This is a genomic window from Paenibacillus sp. PAMC21692, from assembly GCF_014303795.1.
Lineage (GTDB): Bacteria > Bacillota > Bacilli > Paenibacillales > Paenibacillaceae > Pristimantibacillus > Pristimantibacillus agaridevorans.
This window is the reverse complement of sequence record NZ_CP060293.1, coordinates 4,797,460-4,813,393: the sequence shown is the minus strand read 5'-3', so window position 1 is coordinate 4,813,393 and position 15,934 is coordinate 4,797,460. Positions and strand designations below refer to the sequence as shown.

The following is a 15,934-nucleotide window of genomic DNA, read 5'->3' as shown; positions in this document are numbered from 1 at the left end:
CTCCGTTTATCAATTAATTTTTTGCCACGGCCTTCACCAGCTGAGAAGAAATTTCTCCTAGCGGAAGTACATCCTTGACATAACCGCCTTCAATCGCACATCGCGGCATTCCGTACACCACGCAGGTTTCCTCTGATTCAGCAATCAATGAAACGGCGCCTTGCTCTGCCAGCACCTTCATTCCCTTTGCACCGTCACTGCCCATGCCGGTCATAATGACCGCATGTATGCTCAGCTCGCGGAACGGCGCCAGCGATTCGAACATAATGTCCACGGAAGGCCGGTGACCGTTTCGTTGAGGTTGTAGCCCAAGCCGAATGACGTATCCGCCGTCTTGCTTCGCCAGCTCCAGATGATAACCTCCTGGCGCGATATAGACCTTCCCTGGCTGAACAGCCATCCCTTGCTCCGCTTCTACTACTGTGAGCTGACTGAAGTTATCCAGCCTTTGAGCAAGCGACTTTGTAAATTTGGGCGGCATATGCTGCACGACAAGCACCGGGGCCGGAAAGTCGGCAGGCAGCGAGCAAATGACTTCATGAAGCGCTCTTGGACCTCCGGTAGACGTTCCGAGCGCTACGAGATGTCGGAAAGCCCCGGCTGGTCTAGGCTGAACTTCGGACTTTAAAGGAGGCGCTGATCTGGCGGCCGGCTGCCTGGTTCCATCCAAAAGCTTGGAGTCTTTTATACTCGGCTTGCCGGCTGCTTGGCCCCCTTGCTCCACTATGGCCGTTTCCGTCCTCTTTGCAGAACTTTGAGACGTTGGAGCAGGCCGGGTTACTTGGACATCGCCGCCAATATCGTCTAGTGGTTTGGCAGATTTGGACTTGGAGGACTCCAAGCCGGCTTTCTGAAGCGAATGGTTCGCCGCTTTTGTCTGACGAGCTTTGCGAGCCTCATCCTGGATTTTGTCTGACCGCGGGTTCAACCGCTCATTATGTATGATGGGTTCGCTCTTGGACGCGAGCTCTTGCCTTTGCAACAACATTTCCTTGCTAGTCTTGACGTATGCCGCCGTTCGAAGCTTTTCGAGCAATTGTTCTCCAACGGCAAGAATATCATCGGAACCAATGCCCGAAGGCTTGCGAATGAAATCGAATGCGCCGAATTGCAACGCCTTGATCGTATCGCGAGTGTTATCCTCGCTGATGCCGGACAACATGATGATTGGCCTTGGATTGTCCTTCATAATGAATTGCAGCGCTTCGATTCCATTCATTTGGGGCATCTCCAGATCCATCGTCACGACATCCGGTTGATGCTCTCTGACAGCGGCGATCGCCTCCATCCCGTTGGATGCGGTCGCCGCAATGGTGAATTGTTTGTCCCGCACGATGAGATCACTTATAATCGTACGCATGAACGCCGAATCGTCCACGACCAGTACGCGATAAGGAGCCATTTGCATCCCTCCTCAACAACAAAGGACTACCTTGCTAGTCTGAATAATTTAGTTATAAATCCTTTGACGCCGCCGTTCCCGGATGCCGTTGCCGGAATATCCATATACGCCTCCGCGATCCGGCATAGCGCGATCGCCGCTCCGCTGTTCGGATATGCAATCAGGAACGGGATTTGCCTTTTAACTGCTTTGGAGACATGAGAGTCATCCGGGATGGTGCCCAGGGAAGGCAGCTCCGAATGAAGGAACCGACTGGCGACTAAACTGATCTTCTCAGCTGTCTCTTTTCCCTCTCTGGCATCGGAAGCACGATTGACGATTAGTTTAAACTGTGCGTCAATGTCCATCGACTTCACCATCTTAATCAGGGCATAAGCGTCAGTAATCGAGGTCGGCTCCGGTGTTGTAACAACAATCGTTTCTTGAGCCGCGGCGATAAATCTGACTGTCTCCTTCGACAAGCCCGCACCTGTGTCGAACAAAATGACGTCATATTCGCCATGCAGCTTCTCTACCTCGGTGGCGAATCGATTAATTTGCTCCGCTGAAAGCTCGAGAAGATCTCGGAATCCGGAGCCGCCTGCGATATAATGGATCCCTTCGACGCCGAGTTGGATAATATCCCAGATCGTTTTCTCCTGTTTGAGCAGATGATAGAGACTGTACGTAGATGATGTTCCCATCAGGACGTCGATATTAGCCATTCCGATGTCGGCGTCGAAGATGAGCACTTTTTTTCCTTGACGCTTAAGCGCAAGCGCGAAATTCAGACTGAAGTTTGACTTCCCGACTCCGCCTTTCCCGCTAGTAACTGTAATAATCCGAGTATTCGCACGATGGTTCTCATGCTGCTTGACCAAATACCGCAAAGCTTCTGCCTGATCATTCATGTGCAGGCTCTCCTAACAAAAGAGATACGTATGCATGGCAATCGAATCTGCTAATATCGTCAGGCACGTTCTGACCGCTGGCTAGATAGGTTGGATTAAGCTCCATATTCATAACCAGATTAAAAATCGCACCGTATGCAGACGTTTCATCCAGCTTCGTAAATAGAACCTTCGAAACGCCGAACTTCTTGAACCGATCTGCGATAGCAACCATATCAGCCGTCTTGCCCGTAAGACTAACGACAAGAATCGTCTCGCTTGGTTCAAAAGTTTGCAGCAGGCTATTTACCTCGGACACATGAAGCTCGCTGCGGAAGTTCCGGCCTGCCGTATCCATCAGGATCAGCTCTTGATCGCTCAGGGATTGATACGCCTTGGGCAGATCCATTGGAGAGAATACAACCTCTAATGGTACATTCAAGATGTTAGCGTACGTTCGCAACTGATCGACTGCGGCAATTCTGTAAGTGTCGGAGGTAATAAAACCCACTTTGCGTCCATGCTTGATCTTGTATTCGGCGGCAAGCTTAGCGATTGTCGTTGTTTTGCCGACTCCGGTCGGACCGACAAAATGAAGCACCGTCGCATCCTCTCGAATACCGCTAAGACAATAAGGCTGCATCCATTCCTGAAGCTGGATCGCGGCTCTGCGCCATGTCTCGTCATAAGAGAATGCGGCGCCCTCCTCTTTTTCGGCCTCCGTTAAGGCCTCGATAAGACGTTCGCTCCAGACAGGATCTAACTCTTGCAGACTCAATCGATCCTTAAGCGCATTAATGGATTCGGACAGCCATTTTTGCGACTGGCTTTCCCTGGTTAACTTCACCATGTACTCTCGCAGATCGCGAATCTCATTAATGATGAATTGCTCCTTGTCCATCCGGAAACGGGATTGAGGAGACTCCATTTCGTGTTGCTGTTTTTCTGGATGTTTAACTGCCGTTAGCGGTCTCGTTTCAGATGTGGCTGCAATCGGTTGTGTTTGATCTTGGTAGGCAGATGTTACGTTCTGGCGAGCTTGCTGCATGGGCAAAGGCTCCAATGTAGCGGTAGCTGCCCCCGAACGTTTGGCCGTCTGCAAAATTTGTTCCACCATGGCAGACACTTCCGGCTGGACATGCCGTTGCGGCGGATCCTGCTGTTTAACTGCTCCAGTCTCGACAGCCGCAATGACCTCCATCTTCTTTTTGCGAAACATGCCGAGAAACCCGCCTACTTTGATCTCCTTCGTCTCGAGAATAACAGCATCTTTGCCGAGATCTGTGCGAATCTGCGATACCGCTTCAGGTAAAGCGTTGACCAAATACCGTTTCACCCTCATAGATTCACCACTCCTACGCTCTGGACTTCAATGTTAGGCTCAAGCTCGCTGTAGGACAAGACAGGAACTTCTTGCATGGTGCGTTCAATAATTTGTCTCAAATACATGCGAATCGTCGGAGATGCCAACACAATTGGTTGTTGTCCCGACTGAATCTGCCTGCTGACATGTTCGCCGATCTTTTGGTAGATTTGCTGGGTCGAGATGGGATCGAGCGCAATGTAACTGCCTTGATCGGTCTGCTGCACGGATTCCGCGATTTTTTTCTCCAATTGCGGCCCTACCGTAATCACCCGCAGCGTATCCCCGCCAGGAGAGAATTGCTGGGTAATTTGGCGTGACAGAGACTGTCTTACATACTCTGTCAAAATGTCAGGGTCCTTCGTATATGAGCCATGATCGGCAAGAGCCTCAAATATGGTGACCAGATCCCGTATCGACACCTTCTCCTTAAGAAGCTTGGAGAGAACCTTCTGTACGTCGCCAATGGTCAGAATGGAAGGAATGAGTTCGTCGACAAGCGCAGGGTACGATTCCTTGACATTTTCGACAAGCATCTTCGCCTCTTGACGACCGATAAGCTCATGCGCATGCCGTTTAATGATTTCCGTAAGATGTGTCGCGACAACCGACGGCGGATCAACGACCGTATAGCCGGACAGCTCTGCCCGCTCTTTCATCGCTTCATCAATCCAGATGGCCGGCAGGCCAAAAGCCGGTTCGGTCGTCTCGATGCCGATGACCGAATCATCCTCGAAGCCCGGGCTCATCGCCAAATAATGATTCAAGAGCAAGTCTCCTCTTGCTACGGTATTTCCTTTGATCTTGATGACGTACTCATTCGGTTTTAATTGAATATTATCGCGGATTCGGATGACCGGTACGACGAGCCCAAGCTCTAATGCGCACTGCCTGCGGATCATAATGATCCGGTCGAGAAGATCTCCGCCCTGCTGCGTATCTGCGAGCGGAATTAATCCGTAACCGAATTCGAACTCGATTGGATCCACTTGCAGCAAGCTGATCACGCTTTCCGGGCTGCGCACCTCTTCGATTTGCTGCTCTTCTACAAGCAGCTCTTCCTGCTCTTGTTTTTTGGTGAGGCGCTTCTGCATCACGTACGCCCCGATTGCCAAAATAATGGCATAAGGCCAAGTCGTAAGTATACCGATTGGCGTAAGGCCAAGCACCGCGATGGTTCCGGCTGCGATATACAGCATCTTGGGATACCGAAGCATCTGGCCTGTCAAGTCATCCGCCAAAGTGCCCTCCGAAGCCGCTCTCGTCACAATAAGGCCGGCAGCAGTGGAGATAAGCAATGCAGGTATTTGCGCGACCAGTCCGTCGCCGATGGTCAGGATCGAAAATGTTTCCAGGGATTCTCCGAAACTCATTCCATGCATGGCCATACCGACGATAAAGCCGCCAATCAAGTTGATGATCAATATGATGATTGTTGCAATAGCATCGCCTTTGACAAATTTACTGGCACCGTCCATGGCGCCGTAAAAGTCGGCTTCCTTCTCGATTTTGGATCGGCGCTCGCGAGCTTGCTGTTCGTTGATGAGGCCTGAGTTCAAATCCGCGTCGATACTCATCTGTTTGCCAGGCATCGCATCCAGCGTAAACCTCGCGGCAACCTCTGCAACCCGCTCCGAGCCTTTCGTAATGACGATGAACTGAACAACGACGAGAATCAGGAAGACGATAAAACCAATGGCGACTTCCCCGCCGCCTACCCAGCGTCCGAAAGTCTCGATCACTTCGCCCGCCTCAGCATGCGTTAAAATGCTTCTTGTCGTGGATACGCTTAGTGCCAGCCGGAATAATGTAGTAACGAGCAGGATCGCCGGGAAAATCGAGAAATCCAGCGCTTCTTTCGTATTCATCGCGACTAACAAAATCATGAGCGCAATCGAGATATTCAAGATCAACAATAAGTCGATAAGGAAGATCGGGATCGGGATAATCATCATGAGCACAATTCCAATAATGCCGAGTATGATAAATAAATCTTTTGGTTTCATGATGGCGCCTCCTCCCGCGTTTTATCGTTTATTTGGTTCTGCCCTTCAATTTATACACATGCGCCAGCACTTCTGCCACTGCTTGGAACAGATCGTTCGGGATAACGTCTCCGATCTCTGCCCTTTCGTACAGCGCTCTTGCCAGCGGCTTATTTTCCATCGTTATGACGCCATTTTCCTTGGCGATTTCCTTGATTTTCAGAGCGACATGATCCATCCCCTTCGCGATAATCGTCGGCGCTTCCATTTGGGATGCGTCGTATTTGAGTGCAATGGCAAAGTGAGTCGGGTTCGTGATGACGACATCGGCTTTGGGCACTTCCTGCATCATGCGTTGAATGGCCATCTTCCGTTGACGTTCGCGAATCCTTCCTTTGACGAGGGGATCACCTTCCGATTTCTTATATTCATCTTTAATGTCTTGCTTTGACATCTTAATGCTTTTTTCATGCTCGTATTTCTGATACATATAATCCAGAAGAGCAAGTATCACCAATACCGAGCCAATCTGGATACCAAGCTTTATGGTTATTCCGGCTGTAAAGCTAAATACGGATTGGATCGACAGCGAAGACAAGGCGAGCAGGTTGTTCCATTCCCGCGAAATCGCCATATATACCAAAATACCGATGATCGTTACTTTCAAAATGCTTTTCAAAAATTCAACCAAACTTCTCATGGAGAAGATTCGCTTAAACCCCTCAATAGGATTCAGCTTGGAGAGCTTCAGCTTCAAAGGATCTCCGGTCAACAAGAAGCCGAACTGAGCCACGTTACCGATAATGCCGACCAACATCGCGATAGCGAAGATCGGAAGTAAAAACAGCAACGCTTGCCATAACAGATTCATGAACAATTCGGTCACATTTTCGGTCGTTAACTCCATCAATAGCCAATCCTGAAAGATACCGCCGAACAGTCCTATAATCTTGGTCTTGTAATAGCTGCCCAGCATCAAAAAAGAAGCGGAAACGAATAAGAGAATAAATGCGCCGGGCAAATCGGAGGATTTGGCCACCTGGCCCTTCTTGCGTGATTCATTCCGCTTTTTGGGCGTTGCTTTCTCCGTCTTTTCCTGACTGAACAATTGCAAATCCAGCTTTAAACGATAAGCTCGCAAGGTAATCGGCCTCCTGCCTACTCAACTGGCGGTCCTTGTACGATTCCGAGCAAGTGTTCCAGCGAATCGAACATAATAGCGAACAGCTTTTCGAATAACACCGCCATCCCGGGCAATAACAACATCAATAGAATCAAACCAATGATAATTTTTAACGGGATGCCGATGACAAAAATATTGAACTGCGGAGCTGTTTTGACCAGGAAGCCGAGCCCCAGGTCCGTCAGAAACATGGCGACGACAAGCGGTGCTGCCACCTGCAGTGCAAGAAGGAATGTATTGCCGAACGTACGAGTCAGAAAGTCGGTAACGCCGCCCTCCATGATTCGGGCAAACAAGTCGTTCGTTAGAGGCAGCCACTGATAGCTGTCCATCAATCCCGTCAATAAATAATGATGGCCATTCATCATTAAAAATACGACCAGCATGAGCATATACTTGAAGTTTCCCAATAGGGGCGATGAAGCTCCGGTATGGGGATCAACAACGTTAGCCATCGCGAACCCGATTTGCATATCCATAATGGAGCCCGCGGTTTGGACAATCATAAAAAATAAATAAACAACAAACCCCAGCAATATGCCGATCAACATCTCTTGAATGAGGACGAGTATGTATTCCGCGTTCATAACGATGGATTGCTCCATCCCATAGGTCATAAATACGATTAAGGAAATAAAAAATCCTAAACCAATCTTGAACACATTCGGCACGCCTCGCGAAGAAAAGACAGGCGCAATGACGAAAAATGCAGTTATTCGACAAAAAATAAGCAAAAAAATAGGAAACCCTTGAACGATTGCATTCATCCGCATTCACAACCTAACCGATGTAATGATGAAGATTGTTCAGCAGCCGGTATGTGAAGTCGACAACCGTATTCAGTATCCATGGACCGAAAACAATGATGGAGACAAAAACAGCGACAATCTTGGGAACAAAAGCGAGCGTCTGCTCCTGAATCTGGGTCGTCGCCTGAAAGACGCTGATTAACAAACCAACAACCAAGGCGAGAACCAGCATTGGAGCGCTGGCTTTCAGAACCGTATACACCGCTTCGCCGGCTAATCCGATGACGAAGTCAGCACTCATGAGCATTACCCTCCTGTGACATCATGTGTTGAAGCTGAGCAGCAACGACTTGACGATCAGATACCAGCCATCAACAAGCACGAATAAAAGCAGCTTGAACGGTAATGAGATCATGATCGGCGGCAGCATCATCATCCCCATCGCCATTAAGGTACTGGCGACAATCATGTCAATGACCAGGAACGGGATAAATATCATAAAGCCCATCTGGAAAGCTGTCTTGAGTTCGCTGATGGCATAGGCCGGAATCAACACAGTCAGCGGAATATCTTCGTACGAAGACGGTTTTTCTGTCTGCGTGTAATTCATGAACAATAATAAATCTTTTTCGCGCGTATGGGCGAACATAAATTTTTTCATCGGCTTGGCCGCTTCTTCGAACGCTTGCGTTTGTGTAATCTCGCCCTTCAGGTATGGCTGAAGAGCAACCTCGTTTACTTGCCCGAAAGTAGGCGCCATGATAAAAAAAGTAAGGAACATGGCAAGACCGATCAATACCTGATTCGGCGGCGTCGTCTGAGTGCCAATTGAAGTTCGAACGAATCCAAGCACGATTACGATCCGAGTAAAGCTGGTCATGAGCACCATGATTGCCGGCGCGATGCTTAGTACCGTAATAATAAGCAGCAACGACAGCGCGCTGGTGCCGGGCGCTTCTCCATCCCCTCCGTTATTGCCGATATTAATCGAAATATCCGGCAACGGCTCCGCGAAAGTCTGACTCTGAAGCAATAATGATAGCAGCAGAACGGCGAAGAAAGACACCCACTTCTTATTTTTCATCGTCCATCAACCGTTCGTTCTTATTTTGTTTGTTTAGCAAGCTTTCCAATTGTTCCTTTCGATCGCTCTGCTGAGAAAGCTTGCTGTTCAGCAATTGCTGAAAGGATGCCGAATCGTTCCAACGTTCGTCCTTAGGTTGTTTCTCTTCTTTGTCGCCGGTGCGCCAGCGTCTGACCAACGAAACGATATCCTTTGGCGCCCATGTGACTTCGGCTTGCTTCTCCATTGCGGCGATGACTCTCCCGACTTGTTCGGGATCGTCTATTTTGTCGATCAGCGTAATGGAATTGCCGACGCCAACAATGTAGATGCTGCCTGCAATCTCTACGACTTGCATCGAGCTGTTCTGACCAAGAGCTATGCCGCCCATTGAACGCATGGAGCGACTTGCGCCCCAAGAACGACTGCGACTCGACAGCCACTTGATCACGACCACGATTAGAGTAATCACGATCGCGAGAGAAATGATCACCCAAACGAGTCCACTGAGAAACTCTCCAGGCTCCGAACCGGAAAAAGTATCGGGGATCTCGTTGCCGGCGCCGCTCTCCCCGAGCTTGGCTGCGGCAACCCCAGGTAAAACGGACAGGCCTGCCGCGGCCAACACAGCGGTTCGTAGTTGTAATTTCATAACGTTGCTGATGCCTTATCCCAGCGTCTTCTTAATCGCTTCGATAACACGATCCGCTTGAAATGGCTTGACGATAAAGTCCTTCGCACCAGCTTGTATCGCATCGATGACCATCGCTTGTTGACCCATGGCGGAGCACATGATGACTTTGGCATTGCCGTCCATCTTTTTGATCTCTTTAAGCGCGGAGATCCCGTCCATCTCAGGCATCGTGATGTCCATCGTAATAAGATCCGGTTTCAGTTCCTTGTATTTCTCCACCGCTTGCGCGCCGTCCTGCGCCTCTCCTACTACCTCGTAGCCATTTTTCGACAAAATATCGCGAATCATCATACGCATGAAAGCTGCGTCGTCAACGATCAGAATCCGGTTTGCCATGTTCATTTCCTCCTAGGATGTTATTGTAATTTTTGAATACGGTCCCATTGGCTGACGATGTCCGTGACACGCACGCCGAAGTTCTCGTCGATGACAACAACCTCGCCTTTTGCGATTAGTTTGTTGTTGACGAGAATGTCGACCGGTTCGCCGGCTAGCTTGTCCAACTCGATAATGGAGCCTTGGGACAGTTCTAGAATATCCTTAATTTGCTTCTGGGTTCTACCTAATTCTACAGTGACCTTCAGCGGTATGTCGAGCAATAAATTTAGATTTGTGTTGTCTTGTGGTACAAAAGACGCATTGTTAAAGTTCGCAAACTGAACGGGCTGAACATTGACGTTGCGATTAAGTCCTTGCGGATGGGCTGAAGGTCCCGGATTACCCATTGGATTGTCGTAACCTGCTGCGGGAATCCCATACCCTCCAGCATTCTGCATAGGCGGTGCGGCCTGCATCGGAGGCTGCATTGGAGGCGCCATCATCGATGCTGCAGCAGCTGATTGCTGAATGGCTGCTTGCTGCTCCGCTTCCGCCGTTGCTTTGGCTGGTTCGGAAGCTGCAGGCTCCGGCAGCTCGGCATCACCCATAAGCGTCGACACCATTTGTTTGGCGAAGGAGACGGGCAAAAGCTGCATGATTGTCGAATCAATGAGATCGCCAATCGTCAAGTGGAAAGAGATTTTAATAAACACGTCCACCGGAGGCAGATGTCCCATTCCGTCGCCCCGATTGACATCAAGGATATCGATGCCAGGCGGAGAAATATTAACAAAACGGTTAAAGATGGTCGACATGGAGGTTGCCGAAGAGCCCATCATCTGATTCATCGCTTCCTGAACGGCACTGATATGAATTTCGTTCAATTCACCGGCTTCGACAAGTCCTTCTCCGCCTAACATCAAATCCGCAATGACTTGAGCATCCTTCGTGCGAATGACGAGGGAGTTGATTCCTTCGAATCCGTCCACATATTGCACGCTGACCGCAACATGGGGTTTCGGGAAAATATCGCCCAGTTCCTCTCGTCTGACCAACGTAACTTGAGGTGTTGTAATTTCTACTTTCTTGCCTAGCAGCGTCGACAACGCCGTTGCCGCGCTCCCGAAAGTAATGTTGCCGATCTCGCCAAGCGCATCCTGCTCCAAAGATGACAAGAAGTCCGATAATTGAACTTCATTGGAAGGAAGCGCAATCTCTTCAGGTTCATTAGAGGACTGACGAAGTAGGGCGTCGATTTCCTCTTGTGATAAATAATCTTTACTCATCATGTAATTCATCCGCTCCTTCGCTTACAATTTCGTCAATCTGAACGGCTAACCGATCTTTGACCGAGCCTGGACTTCCGATAAACTTCAGCTTGTCCCCTACTTTAATTCGAAGACCATCCTCAACCGATTTATTAAGGGACAGCACATCGCCAACGCCCAGCGACAAGAACTCCTGTATCGTAATAGACGATTCGCCAAGCTCCGCGATGATGGGAAGCTTCGCTTTGCTCACGCGCTGCTCCAGAATTTCCACTTCTTCCGGAATACGTTCTTTTTTCTGAGAAACAAACCAATGATGTACGGAAAGTCTTGCCATAATCGGTTCTAATACAACATGAGGGATACATAAGTTGATCATACCGGTTGTATCGCCGATCTTCGTGCTGAACGATATAAGAGCGATCGTTTCGTTAGGGGATACGATCTGCATAAATTGCGGATTGGTCTCCAACGCCTCCAGCCTGGGCGATATATCGATAATCGTTTTCCAGGCCTCTTGCAGGCTTTCGAACGTTCTCGCGAAAATTCGTTCCATGACGGTTGTTTCAATCTCGGTTAAGTTGTTTATTTTGGATGGAGCGATACCCTGTCCGCCCAGCATGCGGTCCAACATCGCGTAAGCAACGTTCGGATGGACCTCCAGCACCATTCGCCCTTCGAGCGGTTCCGCTTCGAAAATATTGAGAATCGTCATCTTCGGAATGGAACGAATAAACTCGTCATAAGGCAATTGCTCCACGTCCACGACGTTGATCTGGACAAAGGTACGAAGCTGCGCCGAGAAATAGGTTGTCAAATATCGCGCGAAGTTTTCGTGAATGCGAGTCAAGCTCCGGATATGGTCCTTCGAGAACCGCACGGCCCGTTTGAAATCGTACACGCTGACTTTTCGCGTAACCTCTTCCTTCTTCAAATCCTCCGCGTCCATCTCGCCGGAAGACAGCGCGGCTAGCAGGGCGTCGATCTCGTTCTGCGATAATACATCAACCAATTCTCTCACCTCCTTCGAGGAAATCGCCTATAAGTTATAGTTCTGTAATGATGAAATCCGTAATTTCGACTTTAATCAGCTTGCCTTTCGGTAGGGCAGGATTAATCAAGTTCAGAAGCTTAGATTCAAGCGCGTCTTCTCCCTGCGATCCATTTAATTCTTCTGCGGTTGTATCGGCGAGAGTGCGGCTGATCATAGGCTTGATTTCAATTTCGAGCAGCTTGTCAAAATCCTCTTTCGTCTTTTTCGCGTCGAGCTGGAACGCAAAGCTGATAATCACAACTTTCTCCTGATCTTTCAGATTGCGGCGAAAATCATTGAGTTCGGCTGTCACCTCGACACGCTTATCGGCCGATAGCTTTTCGATTTCGACCGGCTCCTTGTTCGCTGCTGTACTGGCCGGATCGTTGAACAGCGAACGGAACAAAATGATGGATACAATGGCGATAAGCGTAATAGATAACAAGATCGTTATTAACCAAGGCAACATTTTTTTCATGACGTAGGACCCTCCGTTTGATCACTCTTTTGGGCCGCCGCGACGAGGCCGATTGTTTGAAGAAACTGCTGATTCAGAAGCAGCAGCTCGGAGGACTTTTCCTTCACCACCAGCTTCTTGCCTGTCGTGAGCGTGATCACGGTATCAGCAGCCTCTTCAATCAATTCAATGAGAAGCGCATTAATAACAACTTTGGTTCCATTCAATCGCGTTACGGTAATCATCAGCTACCCCCTTGCTATGTAGGAGGAGACCGCTAGGAACGGCCTCCCGAATTAGCTTGCTATTATTCTAAGGTTTAACGTTTCAAGTTAACGACTTCTTGCAAAATTTCGTCTGAAGTCGTAATAATTCTGGAGTTCGCCTGGAATCCGCGCTGCGCGACGATCATCTCTGTAAACTCCGCCGTCAGATCGACGTTGGACATCTCCAGCTGACCGGAAATAATGGCACCCGTGCCGGTCTCTGCGTCATTCGCCGTCAACAGATCGAATTCGCCGTCCGGATTGGCATTTACCGTCATCCGGTACAAGTTGCCTCCAAGCTTCTCGAGGCCGCTCGGATTGACGACCTTGGCGATCCCGAGCTGAGCCACCTCCACTTGACCGTCAACCGTCACGCCGATGATCATACCGTCTTGACTGATAGAATAAGCCGTAACTTCTTCATCAAGCACGATAGGAGCTCCGCCGCTATCCAGTACGAACATGCCGTCGGACGTAACCAGCTGCCTGGCCGAGTCAAGAGTGAAATTGCCTGCGCGAGTCAACAACATTTCGCCATCGGCACCGGCCGATACAACAAAGAATCCATCCCCGTCGATACGAAGGTCATTCGGTTGATTCGTCGTCATGGCGCTGCCAGCCGTATGAATCGTATCAATCGAACCGATCGATACGCCCAGACCGATCTGTCTGGCATTAACACCGCCACGCTCTCCTTCTTCCGGCGCGGTAACTCCGGCTACCGTCTGGCTTAGAATGTCCTGGAACATGACACGGCCCGCTTTAAAGCCTACCGTATTTACGTTTGCAATGTTATTGCCGATAACGTCGAGTTTCGTTTGGAACCCTCTCATGCCGGACACGCCGGAATACATCGATCTTAACATGGCTCTATTCCTCCATTGGTTCAAATAATGTCGATCATTGCTCCCTCAGTCGCTTCAATCGGTCCACGACCAGGCTTCCTCAAAGAGGTCCAACCTTAGTTCAAAATGATCGCGCTGTCGATTTGTGTAAATACGTTGCTTTTCATTTGATTGCCTTCCAGCGCCGTTACAACTGTACGGCTTGGAACGTTTACGATCATGGCGATATCGCGGTAGACGATCAAAGAATCCTTGGCGCCTTTGGATGCGGCATCGTCCACGGCTTGCATGATTTGAGTCAAAGAATCGGGCTGCAGCTTAATGCCTCTCTGCTCCATTCTCGTCTCGGCATGATGACTGAACTTTAATACTTTGGATTCCAGCAAATCGCGGAATTCCGTAGATACGGGTTTTCCCTGCTGATGGGTATGGGTTTTATCCGCCTTCTCAAGCTGAATAGGCGTCGTTTTGATCGGAAACAGATGACCGATTTTTATCGTATCGCTCATGGCGTTTCCTCCCCTGCGCCATCCTCTTCCACAGGGTCCTTGGCCTCAATCTCCGTATCCGAGATCGCAACGACATAATCCAGCGCTACCTCTTTATCGCCAGACTTGGCGTACAATAGGCCATCTCTGGACAAAATGGAATCCACTTGTCCCGTCATCGAGATGACGTTGCCTTGTTCGTTGTATTCGTACCATTCTATATGTTTGCCGATCAGGCTCGAAGCGGAGCCGATGCTCTGACGCATTAACGCGAGCTCTCCCGCCATGTTCATCAGCTGCTCGACGGAAGTAAATTGCGCCATCTGCGCAATAAACTCTTTATCTTGCATAGGCTGCATAGGATCCTGATTTCTTAATTGCGTAACGAGAATGGACAAGAACTGATCTTTGCCAAGCGTGTCGGTCGACTTCTTGTTCGACGCAGCCTGCACGTTGGATTTATCATAGTTGGGCCATACCGTTCGGGTGGACACAGCATCTGACAATTTCCTCACCTCCATCCTTCCAAGCATAAACTAGATTGCAAGCTCGAAAATTTAGTAATGTATTTATGCCTTTTCGTTAATCGATCTGCCAAAGCCTAACCCCTGTATTGCGGCTTGCTCGACCATCTCCGTCTCAAAAGCGTTGTCACTCACGCGCTCGTCTTCGCGGAACCCTTGACGGTCACCGGATTGACCGCTGCCATTTTGGCCATTGCCGAAATGCTGATTGGAAAGCTGTGCTGCCGAGCTGCTTTGAGTGACTTCCAGCTTCTCTACGTTAAGGCCTTGCGCCTGCAACGCAGCTCGCAGCTGAGCCATCTGATTCTCGAGCATATCCTTGGCCATAGCATTATCGGCTTGGAACAGCGCGGTCAATAGACCGTTCTGCATGGAAATCTTAACGTCGACTTGTCCAAGATGCTCCGGGAACAGCATAAGCTTTGCTTCGGTAACACCGTTTAATGCCCGGATATCGAACTTCTGCACGATGAGGCCTTCCATCGTTTCTGCGAAGTCATCAGCGAGTACGAACGACGTCGGTGCTGCGGACTTGGTCAACAGCGATGCAAATTCCCGAACGTTATCAGGTCCCACGAACGGAAGCTGAACGGGCTGTGCCGATTCCGATGAGCTTGCTCCGACTTCCGCTTGAATCAAAGTCTCGGTAAACAAGGCTTTTTGTTCCGCGATTGCTTGCATGTATGCAGGATGCGCCGTTTGACGGCTCATTCGCTGAAGGTGGACAAGCGCTTCGTTAGAACCCGTCTGCTGGGTGACCAGCCACTCAGGCGTCTCGCTGGCTAAGGCTTGTTCTACAGGCTTCGTTTTAGCACCCTCGAGCTTGGAGGCGATTGCTCGCAGCTGCTCTCCGACGAAGGCAAGCGGATCCTGACCCTGCACTTGTTTAAGAGGTCCTTGCTGCAATTTCGTTTGCAGCCCAAGCAAAGCGTCCTGCAGACTGCTCTTCACGTTTAACGCCGCTTCCCGAATGCTGATTGTTTCTTCAGCCAACCCCGCTTGCAACTCAGCTTGCGGCTGCAGTCGTACAATCGGAGCTCCTAATAGCGCGAGCAACGCGTTTATGCTTTCCATTGCGCCAGTCAGCTCAATCAAGTCTTGCTCGGACAGCGTCTCGTCGTCTTGCGCGTTCTCGCCCAGGCTGTCGATCAATCCGTCGATGGCAGCCATCAGCTCCTCCAGCGTCGGCGTTGGCAATTCGCTCTCGGCTTCTGCAAGAGCTGACAGTCCGGCTATTGCCGACACAAGTGAAGATTGCTGACCTGCAACCTCTTCTCCCACGGATTGTCCAGCGATGTGATGAACCAACGTTTGTTGAAAACCCGCGCCCGGGTTGCTAGCTTGTCCTTTAGACGCACCTTGCGATACGGCAGCCGTTGTCTGAGTTGAAGCTGCTACAGCGCTGTTAATCATCATTTCCATTGTTT

18 protein-coding genes are annotated in these 15,934 nt (G+C 49.8%); all 18 read right to left on the bottom strand.

What is annotated here, in order from left to right:
- Positions 1-13: 13 nt before the first annotated feature.
- Positions 14-1,402: a protein-glutamate methylesterase/protein-glutamine glutaminase gene (locus H7F31_RS19240; protein WP_187100090.1), complete on the bottom strand. Its 1,389-nt coding sequence runs from the start codon at positions 1,400-1,402 to the stop codon at positions 14-16.
- Between the two features lie 26 nt (positions 1,403-1,428).
- Entirely contained in the window at positions 1,429-2,292 is an 864-nt protein-coding gene (locus H7F31_RS19235) for a MinD/ParA family protein (protein WP_187100089.1), read from the bottom strand.
- The gene (flhF, locus tag H7F31_RS19230; RefSeq protein WP_187100088.1) at positions 2,285-3,613 is read right to left on the bottom strand and encodes a flagellar biosynthesis GTPase FlhF; all 1,329 of its coding nucleotides are present in this window, start codon (positions 3,611-3,613) and stop codon (positions 2,285-2,287) included. Before flhF ends, H7F31_RS19235 begins: the two co-directional genes overlap by 8 nt.
- Positions 3,610-5,640, bottom strand: coding sequence for a flagellar biosynthesis protein FlhA (gene flhA / locus H7F31_RS19225; protein WP_187100087.1), 2,031 nt, complete (start codon positions 5,638-5,640; stop codon positions 3,610-3,612). Before flhA ends, flhF begins: the two co-directional genes overlap by 4 nt.
- Positions 5,641-5,668: 28 nt before the next feature.
- Positions 5,669-6,760: a flagellar biosynthesis protein FlhB gene (flhB, locus tag H7F31_RS19220; protein WP_187100086.1), complete on the bottom strand. Its 1,092-nt coding sequence runs from the start codon at positions 6,758-6,760 to the stop codon at positions 5,669-5,671.
- A 17-nt stretch (positions 6,761-6,777) separates the two neighbouring features.
- Positions 6,778-7,569: a flagellar biosynthetic protein FliR gene (gene fliR, locus H7F31_RS19215; RefSeq protein ID WP_187100085.1), complete on the bottom strand. Its 792-nt coding sequence runs from the start codon at positions 7,567-7,569 to the stop codon at positions 6,778-6,780.
- Positions 7,570-7,582: 13 nt separating this feature from the next.
- A complete protein-coding gene (gene fliQ / locus H7F31_RS19210; RefSeq protein WP_087570961.1) occupies positions 7,583-7,852 on the bottom strand; it encodes a flagellar biosynthesis protein FliQ in 270 nt (89 codons plus the stop codon).
- A gap of 21 nt (positions 7,853-7,873) precedes the next feature.
- Complete coding sequence (fliP, locus tag H7F31_RS19205; RefSeq protein WP_108994306.1) at positions 7,874-8,635, bottom strand: flagellar type III secretion system pore protein FliP; 762 nt, start codon at positions 8,633-8,635, stop codon at positions 7,874-7,876.
- Complete coding sequence (locus H7F31_RS19200; protein WP_187100084.1) at positions 8,625-9,266, bottom strand: flagellar biosynthetic protein FliO; 642 nt, start codon at positions 9,264-9,266, stop codon at positions 8,625-8,627. The genes fliP and H7F31_RS19200 overlap by 11 nt, the downstream gene beginning before the upstream one ends.
- A gap of 15 nt (positions 9,267-9,281) precedes the next feature.
- Positions 9,282-9,644, bottom strand: a complete 363-nt coding sequence (locus H7F31_RS19195; RefSeq protein ID WP_087570964.1) for a response regulator — start codon at positions 9,642-9,644, stop codon at positions 9,282-9,284.
- Positions 9,645-9,664: 20 nt separating this feature from the next.
- Positions 9,665-10,915 (bottom strand): flagellar motor switch phosphatase FliY, encoded by a 1,251-nt coding sequence (gene fliY / locus H7F31_RS19190; RefSeq protein ID WP_187100083.1) that lies wholly within the window; start codon positions 10,913-10,915, stop codon positions 9,665-9,667.
- Positions 10,905-11,906: a flagellar motor switch protein FliM gene (fliM, locus tag H7F31_RS19185; RefSeq protein WP_108994303.1), complete on the bottom strand. Its 1,002-nt coding sequence runs from the start codon at positions 11,904-11,906 to the stop codon at positions 10,905-10,907. The genes fliY and fliM overlap by 11 nt, the downstream gene beginning before the upstream one ends.
- A 34-nt stretch (positions 11,907-11,940) precedes the next feature.
- Entirely contained in the window at positions 11,941-12,405 is a 465-nt protein-coding gene (locus tag H7F31_RS19180; protein WP_087570967.1) for a flagellar basal body-associated FliL family protein, read from the bottom strand.
- Positions 12,402-12,629, bottom strand: coding sequence for a flagellar FlbD family protein (locus H7F31_RS19175; protein WP_087570968.1), 228 nt, complete (start codon positions 12,627-12,629; stop codon positions 12,402-12,404). The genes H7F31_RS19180 and H7F31_RS19175 overlap by 4 nt, the downstream gene beginning before the upstream one ends.
- Before the next feature lie 74 nt (positions 12,630-12,703).
- The gene (gene flgG / locus H7F31_RS19170) at positions 12,704-13,516 is read right to left on the bottom strand and encodes a flagellar basal body rod protein FlgG (protein WP_108994302.1); all 813 of its coding nucleotides are present in this window, start codon (positions 13,514-13,516) and stop codon (positions 12,704-12,706) included.
- Between the two features lie 95 nt (positions 13,517-13,611).
- Positions 13,612-14,004 carry a TIGR02530 family flagellar biosynthesis protein gene (locus tag H7F31_RS19165; RefSeq protein ID WP_187100082.1) on the bottom strand — a complete coding sequence of 131 codons (393 nt, stop codon included), beginning with the start codon at positions 14,002-14,004 and terminating at the stop codon, positions 13,612-13,614.
- Positions 14,001-14,498: a flagellar hook capping FlgD N-terminal domain-containing protein gene (locus tag H7F31_RS19160; RefSeq protein ID WP_397372637.1), complete on the bottom strand. Its 498-nt coding sequence runs from the start codon at positions 14,496-14,498 to the stop codon at positions 14,001-14,003. Before H7F31_RS19160 ends, H7F31_RS19165 begins: the two co-directional genes overlap by 4 nt.
- Positions 14,499-14,552: 54 nt before the next feature.
- Complete coding sequence (locus H7F31_RS19155) at positions 14,553-15,929, bottom strand: flagellar hook-length control protein FliK (protein WP_187100080.1); 1,377 nt, start codon at positions 15,927-15,929, stop codon at positions 14,553-14,555.
- Positions 15,930-15,934: the final 5 nt, after the last annotated feature.

Excerpts from the sequence above, each read along its gene's own strand:
- H7F31_RS19180 (WP_087570967.1), bottom strand. The coding sequence starts at position 12,405 with ATGAAAAAAATGTTGCCTTGGTTAATAACGATCTTGTTATCTATTACG.
- fliY (WP_187100083.1), bottom strand. The coding sequence starts at position 10,915 with ATGATGAGTAAAGATTATTTATCACAAGAGGAAATCGACGCCCTACTT.
- fliQ (WP_087570961.1), bottom strand. The coding sequence starts at position 7,852 with ATGAGTGCTGACTTCGTCATCGGATTAGCCGGCGAAGCGGTGTATACG.
- H7F31_RS19235 (WP_187100089.1), bottom strand. The coding sequence starts at position 2,292 with ATGAATGATCAGGCAGAAGCTTTGCGGTATTTGGTCAAGCAGCATGAG.
- flhF (WP_187100088.1), bottom strand. The coding sequence starts at position 3,613 with ATGAGGGTGAAACGGTATTTGGTCAACGCTTTACCTGAAGCGGTATCG.
- H7F31_RS19200 (WP_187100084.1), bottom strand. The coding sequence starts at position 9,266 with ATGAAATTACAACTACGAACCGCTGTGTTGGCCGCGGCAGGCCTGTCC.
- flhA (WP_187100087.1), bottom strand. The coding sequence starts at position 5,640 with ATGAAACCAAAAGATTTATTTATCATACTCGGCATTATTGGAATTGTG.
- H7F31_RS19155 (WP_187100080.1), bottom strand. The coding sequence starts at position 15,929 with ATGGAAATGATGATTAACAGCGCTGTAGCAGCTTCAACTCAGACAACG.
- H7F31_RS19240 (WP_187100090.1), bottom strand. The coding sequence starts at position 1,402 with ATGGCTCCTTATCGCGTACTGGTCGTGGACGATTCGGCGTTCATGCGT.
- flgG (WP_108994302.1), bottom strand. The coding sequence starts at position 13,516 with ATGTTAAGATCGATGTATTCCGGCGTGTCCGGCATGAGAGGGTTCCAA.
- fliP (WP_108994306.1), bottom strand. The coding sequence starts at position 8,635 with ATGAAAAATAAGAAGTGGGTGTCTTTCTTCGCCGTTCTGCTGCTATCA.
- fliR (WP_187100085.1), bottom strand. The coding sequence starts at position 7,569 with ATGAATGCAATCGTTCAAGGGTTTCCTATTTTTTTGCTTATTTTTTGT.
- H7F31_RS19195 (WP_087570964.1), bottom strand. The coding sequence starts at position 9,644 with ATGGCAAACCGGATTCTGATCGTTGACGACGCAGCTTTCATGCGTATG.
- H7F31_RS19165 (WP_187100082.1), bottom strand. The coding sequence starts at position 14,004 with ATGAGCGATACGATAAAAATCGGTCATCTGTTTCCGATCAAAACGACG.
- H7F31_RS19175 (WP_087570968.1), bottom strand. The coding sequence starts at position 12,629 with ATGATTACCGTAACGCGATTGAATGGAACCAAAGTTGTTATTAATGCG.